This window comes from Streptomyces sp. NPDC044719 (assembly GCF_056433405.1).
Genome location: NZ_JBWKHE010000008.1, coordinates 277,766 through 294,413, shown reverse-complemented (window position 1 = coordinate 294,413; position 16,648 = coordinate 277,766). Strand labels below are relative to the sequence as shown.

10 protein-coding genes and 1 pseudogene are annotated in these 16,648 nt (G+C 72.1%); 3 read left to right on the top strand and 8 right to left on the bottom strand.

Features of this window, described 5'->3' with window-relative positions; translation table 11 throughout:
• The first annotated feature begins 25 nt into the window (after positions 1-25).
• Positions 26-2,743 carry an aconitate hydratase AcnA gene (gene acnA, locus AC07DF_RS30775; protein ID WP_478978612.1) on the top strand — a complete coding sequence of 906 codons (2,718 nt, stop codon included), beginning with the start codon at positions 26-28 and terminating at the stop codon, positions 2,741-2,743.
• Positions 2,744-2,887: 144 nt separating this feature from the next.
• Entirely contained in the window at positions 2,888-4,384 is a 1,497-nt protein-coding gene (locus AC07DF_RS30770; protein ID WP_478978609.1) for a sensor histidine kinase, read from the top strand.
• An 8-nt stretch (positions 4,385-4,392) separates the two neighbouring features.
• Here AC07DF_RS30770 and AC07DF_RS30765 read toward each other — a convergent pair whose 3' ends face one another.
• From AC07DF_RS30765 to AC07DF_RS30745, 5 genes and pseudogenes are all read right to left on the bottom strand, one after another.
• Entirely contained in the window at positions 4,393-5,745 is a 1,353-nt protein-coding gene (locus tag AC07DF_RS30765) for an ABC transporter substrate-binding protein (RefSeq protein ID WP_478978606.1), read from the bottom strand.
• Positions 5,746-5,806: 61 nt separating this feature from the next.
• Positions 5,807-7,099 carry a sugar ABC transporter permease gene (locus AC07DF_RS30760; protein ID WP_478978603.1) on the bottom strand — a complete coding sequence of 431 codons (1,293 nt, stop codon included), beginning with the start codon at positions 7,097-7,099 and terminating at the stop codon, positions 5,807-5,809.
• Complete coding sequence (locus AC07DF_RS30755; protein WP_478978600.1) at positions 7,090-7,869, bottom strand: ATP-binding cassette domain-containing protein; 780 nt, start codon at positions 7,867-7,869, stop codon at positions 7,090-7,092. Before AC07DF_RS30755 ends, AC07DF_RS30760 begins: the two co-directional genes overlap by 10 nt.
• 15 nt (positions 7,870-7,884) lie before the next feature.
• Positions 7,885-8,967: a substrate-binding domain-containing protein gene (locus AC07DF_RS30750; protein ID WP_478978597.1), complete on the bottom strand. Its 1,083-nt coding sequence runs from the start codon at positions 8,965-8,967 to the stop codon at positions 7,885-7,887.
• Between the two features lie 440 nt (positions 8,968-9,407).
• Positions 9,408-11,690: pseudogene (locus tag AC07DF_RS30745) on the bottom strand (SpoIIE family protein phosphatase); the annotation flags it as partial.
• A gap of 641 nt (positions 11,691-12,331) precedes the next feature.
• On the opposite strand from AC07DF_RS30745, the gene AC07DF_RS30740 reads away from it, so the two are divergent.
• A complete protein-coding gene (locus tag AC07DF_RS30740; protein ID WP_478978594.1) occupies positions 12,332-13,252 on the top strand; it encodes an aminoglycoside phosphotransferase family protein in 921 nt (306 codons plus the stop codon).
• Between the two features lie 79 nt (positions 13,253-13,331).
• On the opposite strand, the gene AC07DF_RS30735 is transcribed toward AC07DF_RS30740, so the two are convergent.
• The 3 genes from AC07DF_RS30735 to AC07DF_RS30725 all read right to left on the bottom strand — a co-directional run bounded on the left by AC07DF_RS30735 (position 13,332) and on the right by AC07DF_RS30725 (position 16,597).
• The gene (locus AC07DF_RS30735; RefSeq protein ID WP_478978591.1) at positions 13,332-14,390 is read right to left on the bottom strand and encodes a lytic polysaccharide monooxygenase auxiliary activity family 9 protein; all 1,059 of its coding nucleotides are present in this window, start codon (positions 14,388-14,390) and stop codon (positions 13,332-13,334) included.
• 212 nt (positions 14,391-14,602) lie between these two features.
• Positions 14,603-15,523: a LysR family transcriptional regulator gene (locus tag AC07DF_RS30730; RefSeq protein WP_478978588.1), complete on the bottom strand. Its 921-nt coding sequence runs from the start codon at positions 15,521-15,523 to the stop codon at positions 14,603-14,605.
• An 84-nt stretch (positions 15,524-15,607) separates the two neighbouring features.
• Positions 15,608-16,597, bottom strand: a complete 990-nt coding sequence (locus tag AC07DF_RS30725; protein WP_478978585.1) for an acetylxylan esterase — start codon at positions 16,595-16,597, stop codon at positions 15,608-15,610.
• Positions 16,598-16,648 lie beyond the last annotated feature (51 nt).

Genomic DNA, 16,648 nt, shown 5'->3' with positions numbered 1-16,648 from the left:
GCGCACATCAATGAAGGAGACTGTCGTGTCGGCGAACAGCTTCGACGCCCGCAGCACGCTGCAGGTGGGCGACGAGTCGTACGAGATCTTCCGGCTGGACAAGGTGGAGGGCTCGGCTCGCCTTCCGTACAGCCTCAAGGTCCTGCTGGAGAATCTGCTCCGTACCGAGGACGGCGCGAACATCACCGCCGACCACATCCGCGCCCTTGGCGGCTGGGACTCGCAGGCCCAGCCCTCCCAGGAGATCCAGTTCACGCCGGCCCGCGTGATCATGCAGGACTTCACGGGCGTTCCCTGTGTCGTGGACCTCGCGACCATGCGTGAGGCCGTCAAGGAGCTCGGTGGCGACCCCGCGAAGGTCAACCCGCTCTCCCCGGCCGAGCTGGTCATCGACCACTCCGTCATCGCCGACAAGTTCGGCACGAACGACGCCTTCAAGCAGAACGTCGAGCTGGAGTACGGCCGCAACAAGGAGCGCTACCAGTTCCTGCGCTGGGGCCAGACCGCCTTCGACGACTTCAAGGTCGTACCCCCCGGCACCGGCATCGTCCACCAGGTGAACATCGAGCACCTGGCCCGGACCGTGATGGTGCGGAACGGCCAGGCGTACCCCGACACCCTCGTCGGCACCGACTCGCACACCACCATGGTCAACGGCCTGGGCGTCCTCGGCTGGGGCGTCGGCGGCATCGAGGCCGAGGCCGCCATGCTCGGCCAGCCGGTCTCCATGCTCATCCCGCGCGTCGTCGGCTTCAAGCTGACCGGTGAGCTGAAGCCCGGCACCACCGCCACCGACCTGGTGCTGACCATCACCGAGATGCTCCGCAAGCACGGTGTCGTCGGCAAGTTCGTCGAGTTCTACGGCGAGGGCGTGGCCGCCACGTCGCTCGCCAACCGCGCCACCATCGGCAACATGTCGCCCGAGTTCGGCTCCACCGCCGCGATCTTCCCGATCGACGGCGAGACCCTGAACTACCTGCGCCTGACCGGCCGCTCCGAGCAGCAGGTCGCGCTCGTCGAGGCGTACGCCAAGGAGCAGGGCCTCTGGCTCGACCCGGCCGCCGAGCCCGACTTCTCCGAGAAGCTCGAGCTCGACCTGTCGACGGTCGTCCCGTCCATCGCCGGCCCGAAGCGCCCGCAGGACCGTATCGTCCTGGCCAACGCCGCCGAGCAGTTCAAGACGGACGTCCTCAACTACGTCGACTCCGTGGACGAGTCCGGCAAGGAGTCCTTCCCGGCCTCCGACGCCCCGGCCGTCGCCCCGAACGGCGTCCCGTCCAACCCGGTCACCGTGACCGCCCCCGACGGCACCTCGTACGAGATCGACCACGGTGCGGTGACGGTCGCGGCCATCACCTCCTGCACCAACACCTCGAACCCGTACGTCATGGTCGCCGCCGCGCTCGTCGCGAAGAAGGCCGTGGAGAAGGGCCTGACCCGCAAGCCGTGGGTCAAGACCACGCTCGCCCCGGGCTCCAAGGTCGTCACCGACTACTTCGAGAAGTCGGGCCTGACCCCGTACCTCGACAAGGTCGGCTTCAACCTCGTCGGCTACGGCTGCACCACCTGCATCGGCAACTCCGGCCCGCTGCCGGACGAGGTCTCCAAGGCCGTCAACGACCACGACCTCGCCGTCACCTCGGTCCTCTCCGGCAACCGGAACTTCGAGGGCCGTATCAACCCCGACGTCAAGATGAACTACCTGGCGTCCCCGCCGCTGGTCGTGGCCTACGCGATCGCCGGCTCCATGAAGGTCGACATCACCCGTGACGCCCTGGGCACCGACCAGGACGGCAAGCCGGTCTTCCTCGCGGACATCTGGCCCTCCGAGGCCGAGGTGAACGACGTCGTCGCCAACGCCATCGGCGAGGACATGTTCTCCAAGTCCTACTCGGACGTCTTCGCGGGCGACGCCCAGTGGCAGGCGCTGCCGATCCCGACCGGCAACACCTTCGAGTGGGACGCCGAGTCGACGTACGTCCGCAAGCCCCCTTACTTCGAGGGCATGACGATGGAGACCACCCCGGTCTCCGACATCACCGGCGCCCGCGTGCTCGCCAAGCTGGGCGACTCGGTGACCACGGACCACATCTCGCCCGCCGGTGCCATCAAGGCCGACACCCCGGCCGGCAAGTACCTCACCGAGCACGGTGTGGAGCGTCGTGACTTCAACTCCTACGGCTCCCGCCGAGGCAACCACGAGGTCATGATCCGCGGTACGTTCGCCAACATCCGCCTGCGCAACCAGCTCGCGCCGGGCACCGAGGGCGGCTACACCCGCGACTTCACGCAGCCGGACGCGCCGGTGTCGTTCATCTACGACGCCTCGCGCAACTACATCGAGCAGGGCATCCCGCTGGTCATCCTGGGCGGCAAGGAGTACGGCTCCGGTTCCTCCCGCGACTGGGCCGCCAAGGGCACCGCGCTCCTCGGCGTCAAGGCCGTCATCACCGAGTCGTACGAGCGCATCCACCGCTCGAACCTCATCGGCATGGGCGTCCTGCCGCTCCAGTTCCCCGAGGGCGCCTCGGCCCAGTCCCTCGGCCTCACCGGCGAGGAGACCTTCTCCTTCACCGGTGTCGAGGAGCTCAACAACGGCACCACCCCGCGCACGGTGAAGGTCACCACCGACACCGGCGTCGAGTTCGACGCGGTCGTCCGCATCGACACCCCCGGCGAGGCGGACTACTACCGCAACGGCGGCATCATGCAGTACGTGCTGCGCAGCCTGATCCGCAAGTAAGCGGGCCGGCAAGGCAGTCGGAGGCAGTTCGAGGGCCGCGTTCCCGGGTGACCGGGGGCGCGGCCCGCGCCGTTCGTACGGGGACATCGCCGGTGCTCAGGCTGAACACAGGGTTCCCCCAGCGGACCGGGACAGGATCGGTACATGTCTGGCACCCCCGGATCCCTGCGCACCCGGCTCCTCCTCCGCATCGGCGCCGCCCTCGTCGCCGTCTGCGCCGCGATGGCGCTCGCCGCCGTCCTCGCCCAGCGGGCCCTGCTGCTGGACCATCTCGACGGCCGGGTCATGGACGCCGCCGAGCACGGCCTGGCCGGGGCCTCGGCCAGGCCGGGCGACGACCGGGACCTGCCGTTCCCCGACGGGAACGGCCACCCGAACGGGCTGCTCGCGGGCCGGGTCGACGCGCACGGCGCGGTCACCGCCGCGGCGGTCACCGGCCCGGACGGCACGCCCCGGACCCTCACCGCCGGCCAGCGCGCCGCCCTGCGCGGCATCGCCCCCGACGGCACACCCCACACCCGGACCGTCCCCGGCCTCGGCATCTACCGGGTCACGGGGCTGGACGCGAGCGGGGTCCGGATCCTCGCCGGGCTCCCCATGGACGACGTACGGGACGTGCTCAACCGCCTTGTCGTGGTCGAGGCGGTCGTCGGAGCGGCCGGACTCACCGTCGCGGGCTGCCTCTGTGCCGTGGTCGTACGGCGTCAGCTGCGCCCCCTCGGCCGGGTCGCCGCCACCGCCGCCGATCTCGCCCGGGCGCCGCTCGGCCACGACCGGCTCACCGGCCTGCCCCGGGTGGCCGAGGCCGACACCGACCCCGGCAGCGAGGCGGGGCAGGTCGGCGCCGCGCTCAACCGCATGATCGACCAGGTCGAGAGCGACCGTGCGGCCCGCCGCCACGGCGAGGAACGCATGCGCCGCTTCGTCGCAGACGCCGGCCATGAACTCCGGACCCCCCTCGCGTCGATCGCCGGATACGCCGAGCTCATGAACCGCGGCACCGCACCGGTCGAGCCGATGCTGGCCTGGCGAAGGGTCTCCGCCGATTCGGCGCGCATGACCGGCCTGGTCGAGGACCTCCTGCTGCTGGCCCGGCTCGACGAGGGCCGACCCCCGCGGTCCGCCGAGGCGGACCTGCTGGCCCTGGTCGCCGAGGCCGTCCGGGAGGCACGGGCGGCGGACCCGGACCGCACCTGGCGACTGGTGCTGCGTCTCGACGCGCCGGCACTCGTCATCGGCGACGAGACGGGGCTGGCCAGAGCCGTGGCGAACCTTCTCGCCAACGCCCGCGCGCACACCCCGCCCGGCACCACGGTCGTGGCCGCCGTGGAGGCCACCGCCGAGCGCCGCGTCATCCGCGTCCGGGACGACGGCCCCGGCATCCCGCCGCACCTCCTCGCCTCGGTCTTCGACCGCTTCACCCGCGCCGACGCCTCCCGCTCGCGCCGCGGCCCGGGCGAGGCCGGGTCCGGGCTCGGCCTGGCCGTCGTCGAGGCGATCGCCCTGGCACACGGCGGGCGCGCCGCCGTGCGCAGCGCGCCGGGGCACACCGAGTTCACCGTGGAGCTGCCACCCGCCCCGGAGAGGGAGGGGGAACCGCCGTTGCCGGCCGAGGTGCCGGAGCTCTCCGAGCAGCGCTGACCGCCGGCTCACTCACCCCGGTACTTCGCCGCCGCGGCCTGGGCGAGGTCCTGCGCCTTGCCCAGAGCCGTGTCCACCGACTGCTGCCCGGCGATGGCCGAGGCGATCTGCTGGGAGACCGCCGTACCCAGCACGGCGAACTCGGGAATGCCCAGGAATCCGATGCCGGTGTACGGGCGGGGGCCGACGCCGGGGCTCTTCGGGTCGGCGGAATCCGTCGCCGCCGTGTACTCCTGCCGGTACCAGGCGCCGGCCGCCTGCTGGTACTCGGGATTGGAGTAGAGCGACTTGCGGTTCCCCGCGGGCGCCGAGGTCCAGCCCATCTCCTGGCCGACCTGCTCCTGGTACTCCTTGGAGGCGGCCCAGGAGATGAACTCCCAGGCGGCGTCCTTGTCGTCGGAGGCCTTCTGGACGCCCCACGCCCAGGTCCACAGCCAGCCGGCCTTGTCGGTCCTGTCGTGCGGGGCCGGGACATAGCCCACCTTGCCCTTGACCGAGGAGCCGTCGGCCTCGATCGACGACGCGAGCGACGTGGCGTCGTACATCATGGCGCACTCGCCCTCGACGAAGCTGTCCAGGATCTCCAGCACGCCCATCCGGTCGGCGCCGGGCTGGCCGTGGGAGCGGACCAGGTCGACGTAGAACCCGACGGCCTTCTTGAACTCGGGTGAGGTGAGGCGGGCGTTCCAGTCCATGTCGTACCAGGCGCCGCCGAAGGTGTTGACGACCGTGTTGATCGGGGCGAGGTTCTGACCCCAGCCGGGCAGTCCGCGCAGGCAGATGCCGCTCGTGCCGTCGGTGCCGTCGACCCGGGCGGCGAGGTCGGCGACCTGCTGCCAGGTCGGATTCGGCGGCATCGTCAGCCCGTCCTTGCGGAACAGGTCCTTGCGGTACATCAGGAAGGAGCCCTCGCCGTAGAAGGGCTCGGCGTAGACCTTGCCGTCCCGCCCGGTCAGCGACTCCAGCAGGTTGGGGAAGACGTCGCCCTGGTCGAAGTCCTCGTCCGCCTTCACATAGGAGTCCAGCGGGGCGAGCCAGCCGTTGTCCGCGTAGATCGGCACCTCGTAGGCGCTGAGGCTCGCCACGTCGTAGTTGCCGGCCTGCGTCGCGAACTCGCGGTTCATCCGCTCCCGCGCCTCGTTCTCCGGCAGCAGGGTGTAGTCGACCGTGATGCCGGTCTCCTCGGTGAAGTGCTCCTTGGTGAGCTTCTTGAGGGTCTGCACCTGGGGCGCGTCCATCGCGAGCACCTTGAGGTCGGCCTGCTCGCCGCCGCTCGGGTCGGTGTCACCGCATCCGGCGAGCACGAGGCCCGCGGCGGCCATGGCGGCCACGGCCATCTGCGCGAGGCGGCTGCGTTTCATGACAAACCGGCTAGTACCCACCTTTGCCATTTATTAGGCATACAGGGTCAAAAAGGAAGGTTTACGGACGGCCCCGGCGGGCCTCCCCGCGTCTGGAGAGCGCGTCGGCCGCCACGGCGGCCAGCAGCACCCCACCAGTGATCATGAACTGCACGGCGTCCTCGACCCCCAGCAGCCCCATGCCCGAGGCGATCGACTGGATCACCAGCACCCCGAGCAGCACCGACCAGGGAGAACCGCGCCCTCCGAACAGACTCGTACCGCCGATGACGGCCGCCGCGATCGCGTTGATCAGCAGCATCCCGGAACCGGCGGCACGAGCCGTGGTGGGGCTCGCCGAGGTCAGCTCCGAGGCCACGAACAGCCCGCCGAACGCGGCCAGCGTCCCCGACACCATGAACATCGCGACCCGCACCCGCTCCACCCCGATGCCCGCCCGCCGCGCCGCCTCGACGCCGCCGCCGAGCGCGTACACCCGCCGCCCGTGGCGGGTGCGGCGCAGCACGTAGTCCGAGACGACCAGGACCACCAGGAAGATCAGCAGCGCGAGCGGCAGCCCCTGAAACCGGTTGAGGGTGTAGGCCGCGGCGAAGGCGATCCCCGCGAGCAGTGCGGTGCGCAGCCAGATGTCACCCGCCGGCCGGTGCGGCATCCCGGCGGCCAGATGGCGGGCCCGCTTGCGGCGGGCGGCCAGGAAGTACCCGGCCGTGCCGAGCGCCGCGACCGTGTAGGCCGCCGCGTCGTCCTCGAAGTGGCGGCTGGTCAGGGAGGCGACCAGACCCTCCTCGTCGATGTTGATCGTGCCGCTCGCGCCCAGCAGATAGAGCGTCAGACCGTTCCAGATCAGCAGGCCCGCCAGCGTCACGACGAACGCGGGCACGCCGAGCGAGGCGAAGAAGAACCCGTGGAAGGCGCCCACGGCCATGCCCACCGCCACCGCCACGATCACCGCGAGCCACTCCGGCATCCCGTGGTTCACGTTCAGCACCGCGAACGAGGCCCCCGCCAGGCCGCTGACGGAGCCGACCGACAGATCGATCTCCCTGATCAGCAGCACGAACACGATCCCGACGGCGACCAGACCGGTCCCGACGATGCCCACGCCGAGGTTGGACAGATTGCGGGGCGAGAGGAACTTGTCGTCAAGACCCTGGAAGACGCACCAGATCACGATCAGCCCGGCGATGACCAGCAGCGGCCCGCGCTCACCGCCCCGCACACTGCCACGCACCTCCAGGGCGTAGTCGCGCAGGTTTCCGGACCAGCCCCGGGTGCGCGGCCCACGGTCGGGCGCGACCGGTCCGGCGCTGCCCGGCCCGCCGTCCCGGTGCGGCCCGCCCCGGCTCACGGCCACGCCTCTTCGTCGCCCTTCGACCGATGCGCCACGGCGTTGTCCGCCGCCCCGGTCACGGAGGAGATGATCTGCTCCTGCGTCACGGTGCTCACGTCGAACAGACCGTTGTTGCGGCCCAGCCGCAGGATGGCGACACGGTCCGCGACGGCCTTGATGTCGCCCATGTTGTGACTGATCAGGATGATCGCCATGCCGCGGTCGCGCACCTCCTCGATGAGGTCGAGCAGATGGCTGGTCTGCTCCACGCCCAGGGCGGCGGTCGGCTCGTCGAGCAGCAGGACCTTGGGCGCTCCCATGAGCGAGCGGGAGATCGCCACGGCCTGCCGCTGACCGGCGGACAGTGCCGCGACCGGCACCCGCACATCGGGGATCCGGATCGACAGGGCGCGCATCAGGTCACGGGAGCGGCGTTCCATCTCCACCTCGTCGAGGACACCGACCCGGTCGATCTCACGGCCGAGGAAGAGATTGCCTACGACGTCCAGGTTGTCGCACATGGCGAGGTCCTGGTAGACGGTCGCGATGCCCAGGGCGTGGGCGTCGTGCGGGCGTTTGATCTGCACGAGCCGCCCCTCCCACTCGATGACGCCCCGGTCGGCGGGGCTGACCCCCGAGATCACCTTGATCAGCGTGGACTTGCCGGCGCCGTTGTCACCCGCCAGGGCCACGACCTCACCGGCCCGGACCTGCAGATCGACGTCGACGAGCGCCTGCACGCCGCCGAACCGCTTGGAGATGCCGCGCAACGCCAGAACAGGGGGATGGGCCACGGGGAATCACGTCCCTCACCGGGTCAGCCCGATCCGGTCACAGGCCGGCCGGAGCTTCGGGGTGCAGATCTGGTCGATCGTGTAGACGCCGTCCCGGACGAGCGTCTGCCCGATGGTCTCGGCCGTCACGGCGATCGGGCGGAGCAGCACCGCCGGGATGTCCTGCGTGGTCGGGCTGTCCACGCTCCGCGTGACGAGGGCGTCGAGGTCATTGCCGCGGGCCAGGGCCACGGCCATCGCGGCGGCCGCCTCGGTCTCCAGCCGGAAGGGCTTGTAGACGGTCATGTACTGCTCGCCCTCGACGATGCGCCGCACGGCGTCGAGATCGGCGTCCTGGCCGGTGACCGGGGGCAGCGGCGAGATACGGGCGCTCTTGAGCGCCGCGACGACACCGGCTGCGATCGAGTCGTTGGCCGCCAGCACCCCGTCGATCTGGTTCGGGCCGAGGCCGTTGATCGCGGCGGACATGTGGTCGTTCGCGTTCTCCGTGCGCCACCCCAGGGTGTTGTACGACTTGAGGATCCGCACCTTGCCCTTCAGGACGGACCGGGACCCGCCCTCGTACCAGGCGGCGTTGGGGCTGGAGGGATCGCCGTTCATCATGACGACGCCGCCGCCGTCGGCCCTGGCTCCCATGCCCTTCAGCAGGTGCTCGCCCTGGAGCCGGCCGACCTGGCCGCCGTTGAAGCTGACGAAACCCGAGATCGGGCCCTCGGCGAGCCGGTCGTAGGCGACCACGGGGATGCCCTCGCGGTCCGCCGCCCGGACCGAGGAGCGCAGCGCCTTGGGATCCACGACGTCCAGGATCAGGGCCGAGACCCCCCTGGTGATCATGGAGTCCATCTGCTGCCGCTGTCTCGCCGCGTCGTTCTCGGCGTTGGCGTACACCACCGAGCACTCCGGGCACAGCTCCTTCACCCGCTTCTCGATCAGGGGCTTGTCGGACTGCTCCCAGCGGGGGACCGCGCGGCTCGGCAGCAGCAGGCCGAGGGTCAGGCCGTCGTCACCGTCTTCGCCGCTGTCGGTACAGCCGGCCAGGGACGTGGCCAGGACACCGGCCATCAGGGCGACGAACACACGCCATCTGCGCCCTCTCACGGCGGACCTCCTTCATCGGGCGGTGTCGGGCCCTGGCCGGGGGGTCGGTCGGGGTTCGGGCTCGGGGGCGGGTCGGGGGTCTGGTCGCTGTGGCTGCTCCGGCCGGTCTCGCGGTCGGGGGCCGGGGCGGGGCCCGGGCTCTGGTTCATGTGCCGGTCACGGTCTCGTCGGCCGGGGGTCGGGGCTGGGGCCGGGCTCTGGTCCGTGTTGCGGTTTCTTCGGTCCGGGGGCGGGTCGGGGGCCTGGTTCCTGTCTCTGTTCCGGCCGCGGAGTCGGCGGCCCGCGGGCGGGTCCGAAGTTCCGTTCCGGGGCCGGTTCCGGTCGCGGTTGCGGCCCCTGCCCCAGCCGCGTTCGCGGACCAGGCCCCAGCCGCGGTCCCAGGTGCGGCCCGGCTCCGGCACCCGCTCCGGCTCGACCTGCGGCGGCTGCGCCCTCTGCTCGGGTTCCGGTTCCTGTTTCGGATCGGGCCGGGACACGACGATCTCGCTCCACACCTGCTTGCCGCCGCCGACCGGCACCGAACCCCAGGCCGTCGACATCGCCTCGACCAGGAAGAGCCCACGGCCGCCCGTCGACTCCCAGTCCACCACCACCGGCTTGGCGGGCGCACGAGGCGAGGAGTCGCTCACGGTCACCCGCAGCCGGTCCGCCGCCAGGGTCAGATCCAACCGGACCGCGCCCTGCGTGTGCACCAGCGCGTTGGTGACCAGTTCCGACACCACCAGCAGCACGGTGTCGGCCTCGGCCACGACGTCCCACGAGCGCAGCGTGCGCGCGCTGAACCGGCGGGCGTGCATGACCGCGTCCGGCAGCCGCCACACCACCCAGCCCGCCCGCACCGGCCGGACCCGCATCCCGTCGTAGCGCAGCAGCAGCAACGCCACGTCGTCCTCGCGGCGCCCGGCTTCGCCCAGCAGTTCGTCGGCCATCCGTCCCGGGTCGGCAGGATCGGCCGCCGCGAGTGCCTCACGCACGAGCCGCATGCCCTCGTCCACCTGCAGATCGGCCGACTCGACCAGGCCGTCCGTCACCAGCGCGAGCACCGAGCCCGGGGCCAGGGCCAGTGCCGTCAGCGGGAACTCCGCGTCCGCGAGGACGCCCAGCGGGAGCCCGCCCTCCACCGCGATCTCCTCGGTGCCGCCGGCCGGCAGTCGCACCAGCGGGGACAGATGCCCGGCCCGCACGAACAGCGCGTTGCCCTCCTCCATGTCCAGTTCGACATAGCAGCAGGTGGCGAACAGATCGGTCTCCATGCCGACGAGCAGCCGGTTGGCGTGTCCGACGACCACGTCCGGCGGATGGCCCTCCACGGCGTAGGCCCGGACCGCCGTACGCATCTGGCCCATGATCGTCGCGGCCCCGGCGCTGTGCCCCTGCACATCACCGATGACCAGGGCCACCTTTGCCTCCGACAGCGCGATCACGTCGTACCAGTCGCCGCCCACCTGGAGCCCGCGCCGGGCGGGCAGATAGCGGGCCACGGCGGTGCCCCCGGGCAGCTGGGGCAGCCGGCGCGGCAACAGGCTGCGCTGCAGCATCGTCGCGAGCTCCTGCTCGGCGTCGTAGGCGTGCGCGCGTTTCAGGGCCTGCCCCACCAGCCCCGCGGTCGCCGTCAGCAGGGCCCGCTCCTCGGGGGCGAACTCGTGCGGGGTGTCCCAGCCGACCAGGCACACCCCGGTCACCCTGCTCTTGGCCGGCAGCGGCAGCACCGCGAGCCCGCCGGGGCCGATCCCCTCGAGACCGGGTTCCAGCACGGCACCCGCCGGCCACAGGCTCATCCGCCCGTCCCGCAGCGCCGCCTGGAGCGTGGGCAGCGCGGCGACCGGCGCGTCGGGCCACTCCGAGCGCCACTCGGCACGCCACAGCTCCGGCCAGGCGCCGGCACTCGGCGGATCGAGCACGGTGACCGCCAGCCGGTCCTCCAGCAGCTCGGCGAGCGCCACCCGGTCGGCGTCCAGCGGCTCGCGCAGCGCGGCGACCACCACACGGCTGACGTCCCGGACCGTCACGGCGTCGTCGAGCGCGGCCGTCAGCCACTGGATCCGGGCGACGTCGCTGGCGCTGCGGCGCAGCACGGGGGCGGCGGTCACCACGCCGAGCACTCGCTCCGGAGCGCCGTCAAGCCCCTTGCGCACGCGGCAGTTCAGGCGCAGCCAGCACAGTTCACCGGTGGGCCGGCGGATCCGGAACTCCAGTTCCCGGCGGCCGGGGGTCTGCGCGGACGGTTCGATCACCGACAGCAGGGCGGGGACGTCCTCGGGGACGCTGCACGAGAGCAGGGTGTCGGTCTTGCCGTCGAAGCCGCTCTCGGGGATGCCGACGAGTTCGAGCAAGGCCTGGTCCGTCTCGACCAGGCCGGTGCCCGGCGCCAGGGCGAAGGAACCGACGCCCATGGCGCGCAGCGCCGAATCCAGCAGGGGCGAGGGGGCGCACCGGTCGGCCTCGCCCCGGAGCCGCCCCGCGACCGCCTCGGCATACCGCTCCAGGAACTCCCGCTGCTCCGCCCCGAAGCCCTCCCCGGCCTCTCCCACCACGGCAAGACACCCCAGCCATCCACCCGCGGCCCCCAGCGGCAACGCCCCGAGCGGCGCGGCGCCGGCCCCGCCTTCCTCCCGACCGGCGAACACCACACCCCCGAGCCACAGGGCCCGCCCGGTCCGGAACGCCCTGGCGATGACCCCCGCACCGTCCGCGGCCCCGGGCGGGACTCCGGGCGAGGGCAGGGGCGAGGTCGAGATGCGGAGTTCCGGGGTGGCTGAGCGTGATTCCGGCGGGGGTGGGGTGCTGCTTCGCTCCGGCCCGGGTGGCCCCGACGGCCCTGGTGGCCCCGGTGGCCCCGGCGGCCCGGGTGGCGTGCCGCTGTGCTCCGGCCTGGACGACCCCCCCTCCGGGACCGGCACACGCCCCGGCAACCCGTACCGCTCCGGCTCGGCGCCGGACGATTCCACCGAGCGGAGTTCCGTACCGTCCTCGCTCCGCACGTACACCGCCGCCAGCGCCACCCCGGCGAACGCCAGGACCCGTTCCCGCGCGGCGAGCTCCGGCGCGGGACGAGGCGGACCGGTGCTCCCGTTCCCCGGCGCCCGAAGACCGGGGACCGCGGCCCGGGCATCGCCGTAATGGGGCATGTCCGCATCCACCTCCCGTCCATGCCGCAGCCAGCGGCAGGTGGGAGTCCCCGGAGCTCAGGCGACGGCGACACGGCGGATCCACGCCGCGTCTGAGCGGCAGGGCACCCACACAACAGAATCGCACACCTGGATATCCGCGACATATGGGGCAGGCGGCCCGGTCGGCCGGCGCACCCCGCGATTTCCGGCCACTCGCGCCCCTCCGTGCCGCCGTCCGGCTACCGTTGCCCCGCATGACCCACACCGAGATCGAGATCACGCCGGCACTGATTCGGGAACTGCTGCGCGACCAGCACCCCGACCTGGCCGATCGCCCTCTGCGACTCGGTGCGCGCGGCTGGGACAACCAGCTCTGGCGCCTCGGTGACGACTTGGCCGTGCGGCTGCCCTGGGCGACGAACTCCGCGGACGTGTTACTGCGCAAGGAGCACACCTGGCTCCCCGTACTCGCCCCGCGTCTGCCCCTGGAGGTTCCGGTCCCGCAGCGCCTCGGTGAGCCCTGCGACCGCTTTCCGTACGCCTGGATCGTCACCACCTGGGTGCAGGGCGCCCCGGCCGACCGCGCCCCCGCCACCCGCGCCGCGGAATCGGCCGAGGCCCTGGCCGCCTTCCTGACGGCTCTGCACCGCCCCGCCCCCGAGGACGCACCCGTGGGCCGGGGCCGCGGCGGGCCGTTGTCCGAGTACGCCGAGGGGCTCGCCCGTCACCTCGAAACGGCCACGGAGCTGGGCCTCCTCGCGGACCCGGAGCCGGTCCGCGCGATCCTGGACGACGCCCTCGCCGCGCCCGACTGGACGGGCCCGCCGGTCTGGCTCCACGCCGACCTGCACGCGGCCAACGTCCTCACCGCCGACGGCACCTTCTGCGGTGTGATCGACTTCGGCGACCTCTGCGCCGGCGACCCCGCCTGCGATCTCGCCGCCGCCTGGACGCTGCTGCCGGACGGCGCGGCCGACCGCTTCTACGACCTCTACCGCCCGGCCGCGGACCCCGCGACCCGGCGCCGCGCCCGAGGCTGGGCCGTCGCGCGCGCCCTCACCTGCATGGCCATCGGGCACGCCGGAGACCACGGCCGCCCGGGCGGCAAGTCCACGTGGGGCCCACCGGCCCGGGCCGCCCTGCACCGCGTCCTGGCCACGGCCGACCACGCGTGACCGGGGCAGGGTGCCGTCGCCTGGCAACGGGTCCGGCGGCCGGGGCTCACCGGTCGCCGGGCCCGCCCGGAGTGACGGTTCAGCCCACCCGGCAGGGCAGGCTCGTCGTACTGTCACCGCCTGGAGCTGTCGCGGTGTAGCCGAAGGTGGTGCTCTTGCCTGGTGCGAGGGAGCCGTTCCAGCCGGCGTTGTGGACCATCACCGACTGGCCGTTGTAGGTCGCGTTGCCGCTCCACAAGCTCTCGATCTTGTGGCCGGCGGGGAGGTTCCAGTCGACCATCCAGCCGAGCATCGGGACGGTGCCGGTGTTGGTGACGGTCACCTCGGACTGGTAGCCGCCGTTCCAGCTGCCGGTCGTCCTGCGGGTGGCCGTGCAGGTGCCGGGCACCGGCTCGGACGGGTTGCCCGGCTCCTTGATGCCGGTCACCTCGCCGTTGCCGCCGTCGAAGACGACGTCGGAGCAGGAGTAGAAGGTCTCCTGACTGTCGGAGCGCTGCCAGACCATGTAGATGATGTGGCGGCCGTCCTTGTCGGCCGGGAGCTTGCCCGTCCAGGAGTAGTTGGCCTCGACCGTGCCCGGGGAGCCGTTCAGCGGCGGGTGGTCGACGCTCAGGAACGGCCGTTCCTCCATGTCGTTCCAGGTGAGGGTCTTGGCCGGGTCGAAGCCGTCCTTGGTGATGTAGACGTAGAACCAACCCGGGTGCGCCGCCCAGGCGTTGTACGAGAAGTCGACCGTCGCGCCCGAGGTGAGATGGGTGAGCGGCCAGTCCTTGCTGGGGGTGTTGAAGCCGGTGAAGTTGGTGTTGCCGCCGCTGCACAGCTCGCCGTCCGGCACGAAGCCCCGGGTGCGGCCGGCGCCGTCCGAGCGGAGCACCGAGAACCAGTTGTAGAACGGCGTGGTGCCGCTGACCTGCTGGGCATTCCGGCAGGCCGGGTTGACCGGCTTGATCTCGCCGGTGTCGGTCAGACCGTCCTGCCAGCACAGGAAGGTGCGGCTGCCTGGCTTCATGGGCGTGCCGTGGGCCTCCGCCTCACCCCCGGACGTCATGACCAGGCCGAGGGCCGGGACCGTGACGAGCAGGGAGAGCAGGACGAGGAAGAGGGACCTGGCCCGGGTGGGGAGTGTTGATCGGCGCATCGGGAGCCTTCCCGGCTCTTTTGTCAGGATCATGACAGCATCATCCGTTCCTTGGGATACGGGCCTGCGGATGCGTGTGTGGGGATGCGCGGGGTGGGGGCGACTTCAGGGCGGGTTCCGGTCCACCGTATGGGAGCGCTCCCACCCCGCTTGCTGCGGAAGTTAGCGCCGAGGGACGCGGTTGTAAACGGCTGGCGCACCCGAACTGCCGGTCAGGGGCCTTCTGGTGGCCGCCGGCCCCGGCGCAGAACACGCTGGGCCGCCTGCCGCAGGGCCGCGACGAGCGGCTCGTCCCGGCGGCTCGGCAGCCAGCCCAGTGCGGCCGTCCAGGGTTCGAGGTCGGTGACGTCGACGTACGACACACCACGGCGCGGGTAGAGCCAGCGGGTCGTGCCCGGCGGCAGCTGGATGCCCTGTCCCATGGCGATCAACGGCAGGGCGCTCTCGTAGTCGACGATGGCGTGCGGGCTGAACCGCACGGGGGTGCCGTCCGGTCGCGGATCGGCGGACCAGAAGTCCCGGAACACCTTCGGGACCTGCTCCGACCAGCCGATGCGGGGTTGGTCCGCGAGGTCCGCGAGGGTCAGCGTGTCCCGGGAGGCAAGAGGGTGACCATCGGCCATCGCGACACAGCGGGGGCCGTCGGCCAGTGCCAGGGTCTGGACGCCGTCGGGCACGGGCAGAAACAGGAACGCCGCGTCGACCTCGCCCCGCAGGATCGCCGGGCCGGCGTCGAAGCCCATGCGGACGACGTCGACCTCCACCTGCGGGGAGTTCTCCCGCAGTTCTTCCAGGACGGCCGGGATCGGGTCCATCGAGGTGATCGCCTCCAGCGAGCCGATCACGATCCGGCCGGCGGCCGCGTTGGCCTGGTTCTCCGCCTCGCGGCGCAGCTCCTCGGCCGCCTCCACCACGGTCCGGGCCCGCCCCACGAGCGCCTCACCCGCCGCGCTCAACGCGACCCTGCGCGTCGTCCGGTCCACCACGGCGACACCCAACCGCTCCTCCAGAGCGGTGATGTGCCGCGAGAACGTCGGCTGCGCCATGAACGCCCGCCGGGCCGCCTGCCCGAAGTGCAACTCCTCGGCGAGGAGCAGGAACAGCTGCAACTGCTGGATGCTGGGATACCTCACGTCGCCACGAGGCTACCAACAACGCCCCTCAACGGGGCGCGGGGAAACCGCGCGGCCGGCCACGACGGCGCCGCACCGTTCCCGCTATGCCGCAAGCACCCCCGCCAGCCAGTCCAGTTGACGGCGAACATGCACCGCGTCCCCACCCTCGTGCCCGTTGAACGGATACGCGTGGATCTCCCTGCGCGGGTCCCTCCCGGCCAACTCGCCATAGCGGTTGAACGCCGCGTACGCCCCACTCGGCGGACATACGACATCCCGCAACCCCACTCCGAAATGAGCCGGCGCCTGCGCACGACGCGCGAAGGAGACACCCTCGACGTAGGAAAGCGTGCGGAAGGCGTCCCGTTCAGCCCCCCGATGGACGGACAAGTACGCGGCGATCTCCCCGTACGGCCCCGCGTCCGTGAGGTCCAGGGCCCGCCGGATCCCGCACAGCAGGGGAGCCGTGACCAGCAGCGCCGCCAGGTCGGGGACGAGTCCCGCGACGGCCAGCGCCACCCCGCCCCCCTGGCTGTTGCCGACCGCGACGGTCCGCCCGGCGTCCACGCCGGGCAGCGCCCGTACCGCCGAGGCCGCCCGCACCGCGTCGGTGATCAGGCGCCGGTAGTGATAGTCCTCGGGTGTGCGTAGTCCGCGTACGGCCGGCCCGGGTCCGCCCGGTGCCCCGGCGTGTGGATCCGGGGTCTCCCCGCCGCACCCGTACCGGTCGCCCTGGCCGCGGTTGTCCATGAGCAGATGCGCGTACCCGGCGTTCACCCACGTCAGACGCTCATGCGGAAGGCCGCGCCCGCGCCCGTACCCGGCGAACTCGACCACGGCGGGCAGGGGTTCACCGACCCCGGCGGGGCGGCTGAACCACGCCCGCACCGGATCGCCCGCGAAGCCCCGGAACGTCACGTCCCAGGTCCGTGTCAGCCGAAGCCCCGTCTCCACCGGCCGCACCGACACCAGGGGATCGGCCTGCCCGGCCTCCTTCACCGTGCTCAGCCAGAAGGCGTCGAAGTCGGCGGGCTCCTCCAAGTCCGGGCGATGGCGCTCCAGTTCCGGCAGCGGCAGGTCGAAAGCGGGCACGGCGGCACCTCGCAGGAGTCGGTGGTCGTCCAGAAACTTGCGACGGACAGC